Genomic DNA, 13,087 nt, shown 5'->3' on the forward strand with positions numbered 1-13,087 from the left:
TTATTTGCGGTTTTGGAGAATTAGAGTTCAATCTTAACACCAATGTTGTAAACTTTTGGTAGCGGCATTGTCAGTTCATCAAACCCGCCGTTCAAGGCAGAGGAACCATAGGCACTCACCTCCGGATCAATACCCGAATAAGAAGTAAGTGTCCATATATTGTCAGCTTCTAAGAATATGGCGAGGCTGCTGACTGGTTTTAGTTTACGGAGTGCATGTGCATTAAATTTATAGCTTAATGTCAGTGTTCTTAATTTCAAAAAGGACGCGTCTTCCAAAAATCGATTAATATTCCTGCCAAGGGTATAATCATAAGCAGAGCCAAATCCTGCAGCTACATAATTCGATGCATTGATCAATGCCGGAATATCAGTATGCTGCCCTGGTGCTCTCCAATAATTCAGCAGATCGGGAGAAAGATTGTTTGCCTGAACACCCGAATAGCTGGAAGCTGTATAATTATATAAAGCAGCTTTGGCACCGTTATACAACTTGTTACCTAAAGAGAAAGAAAAAAACGCGCTTAATTCCAGTCCTTTATAATTTAGCGTATTGCCAAATCCGCCGAATATATCCGGCATCGCATCTCCGCTGGCCAACCGGCTGGCTACATAATTATCTCCGTAATTATAAAAGGTGATTGGTTCCGCTATCTGCTTACCCGTATTATCTTTCCACAGCGGGTTGCCCGTAGCGGGATCAACTCCCTCCCACTGGAACATATAAAATTCCGTTGCCGAATGCCCCTCCAGCCAGAACCGTCCGCCATTTGTTTCAATTTGGGCCGCCATACCCAAGCCGTCTATATTATGGAGCTTTTTAATAACGTTCCTGTTTCTGCTGATATTCAGATTTGTCGACCATTCAAAATTTTTAGATTTGATATTTATACTGTTGACAGTCAACTCCAGGCCATTATTGGCAATATCTGCAATATTCTGAATTTGAGAGGTAAACCCCATAAAGCCAGGAATCCCGGAATTCAAGATGGCATTTTTGATCTGGCGGTTATAATAATCAAAAGTGAGCGTTAATCTGGAATCAAGTAAAGCAGCATCTACGCCAAAATCATATGTATAAGTCGTTTCCCATTTTAAATTAGGATTAGCAGGCTGCTTAACGGTAATGATATTTGTATTTCCATAAGTTGCACCATATACACTTAACTGATATTGTCCCTGATTACCATAGTAACCAACACCCCCGTCATTACCTGTTATACCCAGGCTGCTGCGTAGTTTTAACTGGCCAAGCCAGTCAGATGTGCCTTTCATAAATCCTTCCATACTGGGTACCCAACCCAATGAAAAAGAAGGAAAGCCTACATACCGGCGATTACTGGCAAAACGGGATGAACCGTCCACGCGATAAGTAAAGCCGGCAAGGTACTTGCCTTTAAAATCATAATTAAGACGGGTAAAATAGGATAAGAGTGCCCATTTTTGCTGAAGAGAACTACTCAGATACTTAGACTGCGCAGATCCGATACTTAATATTCTGTCATTAGGAAAATTCTTTCCATACATGCTGCTGCTATTTTCTGTAGATGTTTCATAGCTCTGACCTGCAATAGCATTTAAATGATGTACGCCTGAAAAGCTTCGATTTAAAGTAAGCACATTATTGATTACCCATCTGATATTCTGATTATTGGATTGGCTTGCAAGGCCGCCTATCTGCTGAGGCTGATCAATATCTCTGGAATATGCCCGGCTGTTCATCCAGTCTGTCCCGAATTCACTTCTAAAAGAAAGCCCCTTGGTCAGTTCCAGATTCGCATATACATTACCGATCAGGCGTGTATCCACGCTGTAATTCTGATTTTCTACCGCTACCGCTACCGGGTTCCCATTAATCTGTGCAAGACCTATAGGATTGGGATAATACCCCCACAAATAATTGTCCAGAGAATCCCTGATAGGTTCATTTGGTGCTTTAAGAGCTGCATTCCGATAAACGGATTGTGCATTTAAGGCATTGTTTTTGGCGTATGAAACAGTAAAGTTTGTACCGACGGAGAATCTTCGTGAAAGTCGTTGATCAAAGTTTACCCGGCTTTGATAACGCTTAAAATCACTGTTCAGTATATAGGAAGGATTATCAGCATAATTGCCACTGATATAGAAACTTCCTCCTCTGCCGTTACCACCTGAAATAGCTACATTCACATTTGTTCCGACCGCTGTACGGGTAACGGCGTCCAGCCAGTCCGTATTATATTTTTTAGGAAACACAACCGTATCTGCTTTATAGTTCAGGTGATTCATCTGAGTTAAATAATTGGAATAGAAATCTCCGTATTCCTCTCCATTCATGACTGAGGGTAACCTGTAAGGACTGGAAAAAGTGGTAGTAACATTCGCGCTTATCTTTGTTCTGTCTCCCTGGCCTTTCTTAGTCGTAATTAATATAACCCCGGCGGCACCTCTGGAACCGTATATAGCTGTTGCAAAAGCATCTTTCAGGACTTCAATAGAGGCGATATCATCAGGATTAATATTCGCTAATGGATTTTTCTCAAACGTATTTCTATGCATGCCGCCTGGGTCATAGTCTCCGGATACCTGCGTGCCGCCAAAAGTAAATCCTGCATTTTTCCCTGACCCAAAATTGGTCGTATTCATATCCTGGTTGTTTCCGTATACCGGCGTTCCGTCAATAACAATCAGCGGCGAATTGCCATTGCTGGTCAACGTGGTAATCCCTCTGATCGTAATAGCTGTCGCACTGCCCGGCACACCAGAAGAAGGTGAAACATATACGCCGGCAATCTTGCCAACCAGGGCCTTGTCAATAGACAGAGGTAATTGCCCAGGTTCTTCTGAGGGCTTAAAAACACCTACTGATCCTATAACTTTTCTCAGGTCCTGTGTTCCGTAGCCAACCACTACCACATCTGTTTTGGTATCAACGAGTCGCATCATCTGAATTTCAGCAGGCCGAATCAAAACCCCTTTTACAATCACAGGCATTTCTTGGGTAGCATATCCCACCGAGGTAATTAGCAAAGTAATGGTATCATTGCCTTGCACGTTAAAGGAGAATTCCCCCAGTTTATTGGTTATGGTGCCAATGGAAGGCTTGCCTTTTAATCGAATCGTCACCCCTGGCAAAGGTTCACCGCTTTTCTCATCCTGAACAACTCCTTTAATTGTCCGGGTCTGACCGAAGACTGTCGCGGTTAACAATAGCAAAATGAGTAAGCTGAATGCAGTTTTAGTTACGCTTTTTTTCATATTTATCCTTTTATCAATAATGGAACAAAAAATTTAATTTGCGATTGAGAAGGCTGTTTCTATTTCAGTTACTCATTATCAGGACTTTCCGTTTCAACCTCTGGAGTTCATCAACGATCAATTGTTGCACAGAATTAAAAAAATTATACATTCGACAGTTGAATTATACATTTACCCGTCTAAATAATGTACGAACAGGGGGTTTTAATACGTGAATCAGAAACAAGGGGATTTTCTTGTACAATTAAACGAAGAGAAATACCTTAGCCTATGTCCAATACGTTCCAAAATGGTTAAAAAAGTCAAACAAGTACTGCTGCTTTTTATTTCATTCCATGCATTTTGGCTTTTGTTCTATTTCCTGTCCAATTCAAATTTTTTCGAGGGCCATTTTTGGTACTATTATTCCAGACAGATAGTGATTGACTCCATTGGATTTGTAGGATTTCTTAGTGCAGTCTATTTTCTCTTTCCAAATTTAAATATCAGGAAGAAAAGGTGCTTGTATATTTTTTTTGCATTAGCACTTGTTATTATTCTGGGCTGGCTTCAATTCGAAGCGCAGGAATGGAAGATCAACTCCGATCCTTATACCACAGTCGCCGTAAAGCCTAATTCCGTCAAGGCTGTTAGACTTCAGCAGCCCGGAGGCGCCATCATTTATGCCATGCTGAAAGAGGCCGTTTACCTACTGCTGGGACTGGGATATGCCTATATGCTGGATAGCATTAAAAAAGACAAGAAAGCCAAAGCGTTAGAGAATGCAAACATGCAGGCTGAGCTTAAAATCCTGCGTTATCAGATCAACCCCCATTTTCTTTTCAATACTATTAATAATATTTATTACCTGGCCCTCATCCAATCTGAAAAAACTGCAGATGCATTATTACAACTTTCAAAAATATTAAGATATATCCTCAACGAAAAAGAAGCTACGGTTTCTCTCGGGCAGGAAGTGGAATATCTGGAGCAATATATTCAGTTGCAGCTATTTAGATTTCCTGAAGGCTGCATCCGGAAAAACATTAGCTTAGACTATAAAATCAGGCAAAGGACAATCGCTCCTCTGCTTCTTATTACTTTTGTTGAAAACGCTTTTAAACATGGTGTCTCTGACAGGGCAGATACACCAATTCTAATCAGTTTAAGCAATGAGAATGGAAGCTTATATTACGAAGTCGTCAATCAGATTGGCGACAAATTGTCTAAAGACAGCACTATGGGCATCGGATTAGCCAATCTTAAACGAAGGTTAGAATTACTCTACCCTTCCAGCCACCATCTCGAATTAATGGAAAAAGAGGGACACTTTATTGCTAAACTTCATTTGAGCAGCTTATGATGAACTGTGTAGCCATTGATGATGAATTGAATGCATTAGGCATCATACGGGAGTTCATAAAACGCCTGCCTGATGTTGAACTGGAAAGGGCTTTTACCGACCCCACCCTTGCACTACAATATATATCCAATTCCAAAAAGGTAATAAACATTGTCTTTCTGGATATACAAATGACCCGGTTGAATGGCATCACCCTTGCCCAACACTTTTCCCGCGATATCCATATCATCTTCACGACCGCTTATCCAGATTATGCGCTGCAAGGGTTTGAAATGGATGTAGTAGACTACTTACTAAAGCCTTTCTCTTTTGAACGGTTTGAACGTGCTATTCAAAAAGCCAAAAATCTAATTTTCGCGCAGCAAGGCAAAGCCGAAGAAGGCAAACTTACACAGCTTCCGTTACGCCCTGCAGTAGACGATTTTATTTTTGTCAAATCAGGCTATAAAATCGTAAAAGTGAAACTGGCAGAAGTTCTTTATATTGAAGGATCAGGCAATTATGTAACCATTCATACAGTATCGGAGAAAATAATGGTACTCCAGAATCTCAAATATTTTGAAACACAATTAACAAGCTATCAATTCATCCGGATTCACCGTTCTTTCATCATCGCATTAAATCATATCGACTCTATTGAAAAGGGATGGGTTCGTATCAAGGATAAAGAACTTCCTGTTAGTGACGGCTATAAGGATAATCTGGACAATTTCCTTAGAATGACATTTAAGTGATACCGTTTCCAAAACACAGCGCAAACCCTGACATTAAAAAAATACCATAATCCGCAGCTATTTTATGCATACAGCTATACAAGCCGCTAATACGTTATAGGGTTCTAGCAGCCTCTTTCCTTTTTTAAGCTGGCTATCTCATCCTTAAGATCCTCAAACATAGCTTTCAGTAATTGCATATCAGTTGACGACTCTGTAAAATCTGGCAACTGGTCGAGATGCAGCTTTTTAAACATCCAGAACTCCAGAACTTCATCTCCTTCAACAACATAAGATTTGTATAGCGGGTTGGTCGATTTCAGAAGAAAGTTCTTTTCCTTTTTATTGACAGTTACCAGTTTAAAAACAAAATTATGCACTCCCTTCATAATGACGATACAAGGGGTATCGGGTTTTATCGATAACCAGTTCTCCACATATGCGCCCGTAACCTCTGCTTTATCAGGAATCGGATACATCGAATCACCTTCCGCCTGGAAGGTCCGGTAAGTTCCTGTTCTTGATAAGGATGGAATATTATATTTCGGCAATAAGGAGATATAGTCCGGATCATTATATCCCGATGCATATCCCATTTTAGCTTTAACAGGGACATATTCACAGTTTTGCCGGTTTTCACCATCTACCGTAATCGGTAGCACCCTAATTTTTGAGCCCATCATATACACATCATTGCCAGCCTCCAGTTCACGCAGCTGCAGTTCCAGTAATTTAGAAAGATTCACTTTAAGTAGACTGTCTACACTCATTTTGAAAAATTCAGAAAATTTAACGAGATCTTCAACCGGCGGATTTTTAGTGGCTCCTTTTTCAATCGCCTTGACTTTCTCTCTCTTAAAATCAAGCAATTGTGCCAAACCTTCCTGTGTCAGTTTCTTTCTTTTTCTGAGAAACTCAATGTTTTCTCCCAAAAATATTTTTTGCTGTTCGTTCATGATACGGTATTATTACAACCAAAGGTATGGTATTATTAATACCAAATAAAAGTTTTATTATAAAAATCTGGATATGCAAGTGCAAAAAAAAGGTACAATAGAAAAGCTGCGAAGAGAAATCCTTGATTTGCAGGGGCCTGGCATTCGTCAAAATAGTGAGCAGACCAATATACCATTAGGTCCGATACTGTACCACATGCCTGGGGGCGCCTTTCCAACCGGCGTCATTCATGAGTTTATCAGTCCCTCCCTGCCAAGTGCAGCTGCTACAACAGGCTTTATATCAGCCTTGATTCATTCTTTAATGCAAAATAACAAACCTTGTCTTTGGGTCAGTACCCGCCCGCTCGCGTTTCCCTCAGGCCTGAAGATATTCGGCATAGAACCGGACAGGTTTATTTTTATCGACACTAAAAAGGACAGAGAGGCACTTTGGACAATAGAAGAAGGCTTAAAATGCAGTTCCTTGTGCGCAGTTATCGGCGAAATAAATGCACTGGACTTTAAGCAATCCAGAAGATTACAGCTGGCTGTAGAAAACAGTAGGGTAACAGGCTTTATCAACCGATTATTTCCACGAAATATACAACCAACTGCCTGCGTTTCCCGGTGGCAGATTCTCCCTGTCAAAAGTCAGCTGCCAGACAATTTACCCGGTATCGGTTTTCCGCGCTGGAAAGTGGATCTGCTCAAGATCCGTAATGGCAGAACCGGAAGCTGGCAGATAGAATGGTCAGATAATAAACTCTGTATAGAAGACAATACACTCCACCCAATTATATCACCCTATTACCAAATGGCAAGTGCATGAGCCGTTTTATGTCCATATGGTTTGGGCATCTGCTGACAGATGGATATGCCCGGCAATCACCTCATCTGCAGTCCATCCCTTTTGTGGTAGCCGCGCCCGAACACGGGCGCATGGTCATACGGGCTGCGAACCTGAGAGCGGAAGCAGATGGCATTGCGGCAGGTAAAGTTCTGGCAGATGCAAGAGCCATATTTCCGGATTTGCAGGTTGTGGACGCCAAAGAAGGTATGGAAAATGAACTATTACTGGCACTGGGCGAATGGTGTTTGCGATATACGCCGGATGTAACTATTAATCCACCGGATGGGTTAATATTAAATATCAGCGGTTGTCCTCATTTGTGGGGTGGCGAACGCAATTATTTAAAAGAGTTAGTACTAAAATTACGGGCTATGGGTTATGATGCCCGGGCCGCTATAGCAGACACCATTGGTGCAGCCTGGGCCCATGCGCGTTATGGCAAAATAGCCCCCATCATTGAAAGCGGCCGGCAAAAAGAAGCGCTGTTGCCCTTACCTCCTTTAGCATTAAGACTGGATCAGATAACCGCAGACCGGCTACACAAATTGGGGTTACATTCTGTTGCCCACTTTATTGACATGCCACGCCCGACACTTAGGCGACGTTTTGGGCAAGAAATGCTGATTCGTATAGATCAGGCCTTAGGCACACTTATGGAAACGATGAAACCCATACGCCCTATACCCCCTTATGAAGAGCGGCTACCCTGTCTGGACCCGGTCCGTACGGCAAAGGGCATTGAGATCGCTATTCAGATGCTATTAACGCAATTGTGTCAGCGTCTATTCAAGGAAGACAAAGGACTGCGTGCAGCAACGCTTACCTGTTACCGGGTGGACAATGAGGTACAGCAAATATCCTTTAGTACCAGCCGCCCATCCCGAAATGTGGAACACCTTTTCAGCTTGTTCACGTTAAAGATCCCCTCGATTTGTCCGGCACTGGGCATTGAATTATTTCTACTGGAAGCCACGGTGGTTGAAGAGCTGACTGCGGTCAAAGAAATGCTGTGGAATCAAACCATAAGTAATGAGAAAGCGGTAGCAGAATTACTAGATAAGATCGGTGGTAAGATCGGCATAGATAAGATTCACCGTTATCTGCCGGACGAGCATTACCTGCCGGAACACTCTTATAAAGAGGCTGCCAACTTACAAGAGAAAACCACCGGCCAGTGGTGCACGAACAGATTACGCCCTATCTGCCTTTTACCAGAACCAGAACAGATAACAGTTGCTGTCCCAACACCGGATTACCCGCCATTTTTATTGCGTTACAAAGATGAGTGCTACCAGATCGTTAAGGCCGATGGTCCAGAACGTATCGAGCAGCAATGGTGGGAGCAAGAGGGTCCCCATAGGGATTATTACAGTGTGGAAGATGCAGATGGCGCGAGATACTGGATCTTTCGTTCCGGCCATTACAATAATGAACAGTCAGGATGGTTTTTACACGGCTTTTTCGCCTGAATAAAAAAGAATAAATAATGTCATACGCTGAACTCCATATAACCTCAAACTTTTCCTTTCTCCGGGGTGGTTCTCATCCTGAAGAACTGGTGACGCAGGCTGTAGAATTAGGCTATAAAGCCATGGCTATCACGGATCGAAACACTATGGCCGGTATTGTACGCGCGCATGTAGAAGCAAAGAAAAAAGGAATTCAGTTTATTCCCGCCTGCCGGCTGGATCTGCAGGATGGGCCTTCACTCCTCGCTTTCCCTACCAATAAAGAAGCATATTCAAGCCTTTCGGGAATACTTACGAAAGGTAACCTGCGAACCGAAAAAGGTCAGTGTCTTTTATATATGGCAGATCTCTCCCATTATAAAGACGGGATACTTTTTGTCATCATCCCACCTGCTTCCCTAAACCAGGATTTTGATTTTGAACCAGGCTTTTATACCGCTGTACAGCGGTATAAAAAATATTTTGGCAGTCACCTCTATATGGCCGCAATAAGATCCTATAACGGGTTGGATGGTAAAAAGCTGTTTCGTATTGATCAATTATCAAATCAGCTGCAGATCCCGATGGTGGCTTGCAACGATGTGTATTACCACAGTGCAGAAAGAAGACAACTGCAGGATGTGCTTACCTGTATACGGGAAAAATGCACCATACATAAAGCAGGCTATTTGCTGGAACAGAACGCAGAAAGATATATGAAACCTGTCAAGGAAATGCAGCGTTTATTCAGGAAGTACTCTGAAGCCATCAAGAATACCTGCCGTATAGCCCAAGCCTGCACCTTTTCACTGGATGAATTACAATATATCTACCCCGAAGAGCTCACTACTGATAACCATACACCACAGGAAGAGCTGGAACTTTTTACCTGGCGGGGCGCTGAGGAAAAGTTCGGCAAACACATTGCTGAGAACATCAAAAATACGATAAGCTATGAATTGGATTTTATTCAGCGAAAAAATTATGCCTCTTACTTTTTAACGGTATACGATTATGTATGTTTTGCCCGAAGCCGGAATATTCTTTGTCAGGGCCGCGGTTCCGCCGCCAATTCAATGGTCTGTTATTGTTTAGGAATTACCTCGGTAGATCCCTCTAAATTCAAACTGCTCTTTGCGCGCTTTATGTCCGATGCCCGCAATGAACCACCGGATATTGATGTCGACTTTGAACATGAACGGCGTGAGGAGGTCATGCAATATATCTATAGCAAATATGGTCGTGACAGAGCGGGCATTGTGGCAACGGTGACAACAGTACATCACAAAGGAGCCATCCGTGACGTCGGTAAAGCAATGGGCTTGTCAGTAGACACCATTAACCAACTGTCCAAGTCCCTTTGGGAATTTACCGATGACTGGCACCGGGGCAAACAGCAAAAAACATCCCTTGGCTTTATGGCCAGTGATCCACACCTGAAAAAAATATTAGAGCTGACGGAGCAATATGTCGGCTTTCCACGCCAACTGGGGCAGCATACCGGTGGCTTTGTGATCACGCAAGGGCAATTGTCTGACTTATGCCCTATACTCAATGCACGCATGGAGGACCGCACCAATATCGAATGGAATAAAGATGACATTGAAGACCTTGGTTTTTTAAAAGTAGATATACTTGCACTGGGCATGCTCACCTGCATCCGTAAAGCGTTCGATCTGGTCAGACAGCATTACAAACTGGATTTAACCCTGGCTAATATCCCTCAGGATGACCCGAAAGTCTATGAAATGGTTGCCCATGCAGATACAATTGGTGTATTCCAGATAGAAAGCCGGGCACAAATGTCAATGCTACCCAGACTAAAGCCAAAATGTTTTTATGACCTGGTCATTGAGGTCGCCATTGTGCGCCCCGGTCCCATACAGGGAGACATGGTCCATCCTTACTTAAGAAGACGCAATGGACAAGACCCCGTAGAATATCCATCTGAAGACTTAAAAGTAATCCTCGAAAGAACCCTCGGTGTTCCGCTCTTCCAGGAACAGGCGATGGAAATAGCGATCGTCGCCGCAGACTTTACACCCGCAGAAGCCGATGGACTACGCCGCAGTATGGCCACCTTTAAAGCAAAGGGAAAAGTAAGTGATTGGGAGACAAAATTGATCAATGGCATGATAAAAAAAGGCTATAAGGAAGATTTCGCCAGAAGAGTGTTTAAGCAACTCGAAGGGTTCGGCAGTTACGGTTTTCCGGAAAGTCATGCGGCCAGTTTTGCATTACTGGTATATATCTCCTGCTGGCTCAAATATTATTATCCTGACGTATTTGCAGCGGCCCTGCTTAACAGCCAGCCGATGGGATTTTACCAACCTGCCCAGATTATTATTGACGCAAGGAAACATGGTGTTGCAGTCAAGCATATTGATATCAACAATTCGCATTGGGATAATACATTAGAAGACATTACTGGTAAATATTGCCCTGTTCGTTTAGGATTCCGGCAAATAAAAGGAATTGCCGAAGAAGATATGCAGCTTTTAACGGCAGCGCGAGATAAAGGTAAAGTATTTACGTCCATAACTCAGGTATATGATACGGGTGTATCCCTGCGCGCGATGGAAAGGCTGGCAGATGCAGATGCCTTTCGCTCCCTTGGCCTCGACCGCAGGCGAGCTCTTTGGGAAGTCTCAGCACTCAGCGATATACCCATTGGGCTCTTTAAAGGCGCAAATGCAAAAGAAGCAGAAGCAGTCAGCTTGCCTGAAATGTCATTACCCGAACATGTCCTGCAGGACTACAGCTGTCTTTCTTTATCTTTAAAAGCGCACCCCGTCAGCTTTTTACGGGAGGAATTGCATAAACAGAACATCATACCTGCCAAAGAATTATCATTATGGCCGGATGGAACACAAGTACGAGTGGCAGGACTGGTTCTTGTCAGACAAAGGCCCGGGACGGCAAAAAGTATTTGTTTTATCACGCTGGAAGATGAAACAGGCATTGCCAATCTGGTCGTGTTTAAAAATAATTTTGAATACTACCGCAAGCAGATATTGAGCGCCAGGCTACTAGTCGTGGAAGGGCAGTTGCAAAAGGAAGGTGAAGTCATTCACGTTATAGCCGAGCAGCTTTTTGACTTTACACCCTTACTCAACCGGATGAACACAATCGAAAGTAAGCATAATAACGCCAAAGAGCCTGCTAAAAAAGCCATACAGGGGACGATATTCCCAGAAGGGCGTAATTTCAAATAAGGTACGTGGTATTGATGTGACAATAGCTCTGTCGAAATAAAGATCTTACCTCAACAGAGCTATTTCAATGACTGGATAGCATTACAATTAAAGGCAATCCCCAAAATATCACTTATAATGCTCCGGTCATCAGGAAATCACCGACAAACAGTTTTCTAATATATCAAAATCATCTCGGGTGGCGTCAAAATGAGATCTAAGCTGCGCCTTGAACTGTGCATTGGGATATAATTGATAAAAGCCTTGTTCCTGTGCATTAAACCTGGATTCAACTTCATTCAACAATCTGGCCGGATCATGGCGCTGCTTGCAGATAGCCAAATCTACAGAAGAGGGATTTTGATAATGTGCTTCAGCATACTGAAGCACACTGTTTACCTGGCTCAGATATTGTTGAAGTACCAGGTTCGAGCCGGCGAAGGGGCTTAACAACATGGTAAGTGTCTTGTATTCCTTGCATATCCGATTTGTGCTTTCAGCAATTCTTTTTTTTAGTTCTTCTTCCATGTGATAGAATCCTGACTTGTAATATTACTTAGAAAATGATTATATACCTCTTCGTTTTGGAAATCACGATAAACATTTGGTACAAAAATTTGCACCAGCCCTCCTGCCAGATGATATTCCTGCATAAAGTTATCATAATACTTATTCTCAGCGCCGGCAATCGGCTGACTTGCCGCTACTCCTTTCCATACTTTCATCGTGTCCCCTTCCGGAATCGTATATTCAACCATCACTTCAAAAGCATTCCACGCTGGCTGTACGGCCGTCCCTCCAATCACATCGGCATAACCCGTAGGTTTATCCAGGACCCAATATCCACCTGTCGGATAGGAACCTGCCCCGCCAATGACTCTATACAGTACCGCACCTTTTCGCAATACAGTATCTTTAACACTTACAAAATTTGGCGCTTCACTGGCCGGAAGGTTGAGTTGATCATCAGAAGGTATCGCCTCCACTTTCTGGGCCGGCAGTCCATTTGCAACGAACATTCCGGTAGCAATACCCGGGATTTCATCAACACGGTCGTTAACCAACACTCTTTGATGATAAATACTTTTTGCCGTATTCAACGCATTATAAAAGTCAGAGTCATGCGTATAGAGCTTCACTGTCGCTTCCATACTACTTGAGCTTAACCCTTCCTGGATCCAGGCCCGTAACTGTGCTTTCTCACTTGCATCAATAGTATTGTCAAGCTGGTCTATCCAGTCAGAAGCTGGAGCGGGGGCATCATTTTTACTACAGCTGTTAAAGAAGACAATACTCAGGCAGCAAATCCCCGATAATAGTAAGTTTTTGTTTAGCATCGCAATATAGTTTATAGAAATTATTAATT

9 protein-coding genes are annotated in these 13,087 nt (G+C 42.9%); 5 read left to right on the forward strand and 4 right to left on the reverse strand.

The features are described 5' to 3' along the window. Window positions 1-20: 20 nt before the first annotated feature. Window positions 21-3,236, reverse strand: a complete 3,216-nt coding sequence (locus tag K9M52_RS06835; protein WP_224071311.1) for a SusC/RagA family TonB-linked outer membrane protein — start codon at window positions 3,234-3,236, stop codon at window positions 21-23. A 502-nt stretch (window positions 3,237-3,738) separates the two neighbouring features. On the opposite strand from K9M52_RS06835, the gene K9M52_RS06840 reads away from it, so the two are divergent. Both K9M52_RS06840 and K9M52_RS06845 read left to right on the forward strand, forming a co-directional pair. Next, window positions 3,739-4,578: a sensor histidine kinase gene (locus K9M52_RS06840; RefSeq protein ID WP_224071312.1), complete on the forward strand. Its 840-nt coding sequence runs from the start codon at window positions 3,739-3,741 to the stop codon at window positions 4,576-4,578. Beyond that, entirely contained in the window at window positions 4,575-5,312 is a 738-nt protein-coding gene (locus K9M52_RS06845; protein ID WP_224071313.1) for a LytR/AlgR family response regulator transcription factor, read from the forward strand. The genes K9M52_RS06840 and K9M52_RS06845 overlap by 4 nt, the downstream gene beginning before the upstream one ends. A gap of 104 nt (window positions 5,313-5,416) precedes the next feature. On the opposite strand, the gene K9M52_RS06850 is transcribed toward K9M52_RS06845, so the two are convergent. Continuing rightward, on the reverse strand, window positions 5,417-6,247 hold the full coding sequence (locus K9M52_RS06850) for an XRE family transcriptional regulator (RefSeq protein WP_224071314.1): 831 nt from the start codon (window positions 6,245-6,247) through the stop codon (window positions 5,417-5,419). Between the two features lie 73 nt (window positions 6,248-6,320). Here K9M52_RS06850 and K9M52_RS06855 point away from each other — a divergent pair, with 73 nt between their 5' ends. From K9M52_RS06855 to K9M52_RS06865, 3 genes are read left to right on the forward strand one after another with little or no spacing between them, the layout of a single operon-like run. Next, window positions 6,321-7,058 carry an ImuA family protein gene (locus K9M52_RS06855; RefSeq protein ID WP_224071315.1) on the forward strand — a complete coding sequence of 246 codons (738 nt, stop codon included), beginning with the start codon at window positions 6,321-6,323 and terminating at the stop codon, window positions 7,056-7,058. Continuing rightward, on the forward strand, window positions 7,055-8,548 hold the full coding sequence (locus K9M52_RS06860) for a Y-family DNA polymerase (RefSeq protein WP_224071316.1): 1,494 nt from the start codon (window positions 7,055-7,057) through the stop codon (window positions 8,546-8,548). Before K9M52_RS06855 ends, K9M52_RS06860 begins: the two co-directional genes overlap by 4 nt. 17 nt (window positions 8,549-8,565) lie before the next feature. Next, a complete protein-coding gene (locus tag K9M52_RS06865; protein WP_224071317.1) occupies window positions 8,566-11,742 on the forward strand; it encodes an error-prone DNA polymerase in 3,177 nt (1,058 codons plus the stop codon). A gap of 129 nt (window positions 11,743-11,871) precedes the next feature. Here the strand turns inward: K9M52_RS06865 and K9M52_RS06870 are convergent, their stop codons facing one another. Further along, entirely contained in the window at window positions 11,872-12,249 is a 378-nt protein-coding gene (locus tag K9M52_RS06870; protein ID WP_224071318.1) for a hypothetical protein, read from the reverse strand. After that, window positions 12,234-13,058, reverse strand: a complete 825-nt coding sequence (locus K9M52_RS06875; protein WP_224071319.1) for a hypothetical protein — start codon at window positions 13,056-13,058, stop codon at window positions 12,234-12,236. Before K9M52_RS06875 ends, K9M52_RS06870 begins: the two co-directional genes overlap by 16 nt. Window positions 13,059-13,087: the final 29 nt, after the last annotated feature.

It is taken from the genome of Arachidicoccus terrestris, assembly GCF_020042345.1.
Taxonomy (GTDB): domain Bacteria; phylum Bacteroidota; class Bacteroidia; order Chitinophagales; family Chitinophagaceae; genus Arachidicoccus; species Arachidicoccus terrestris.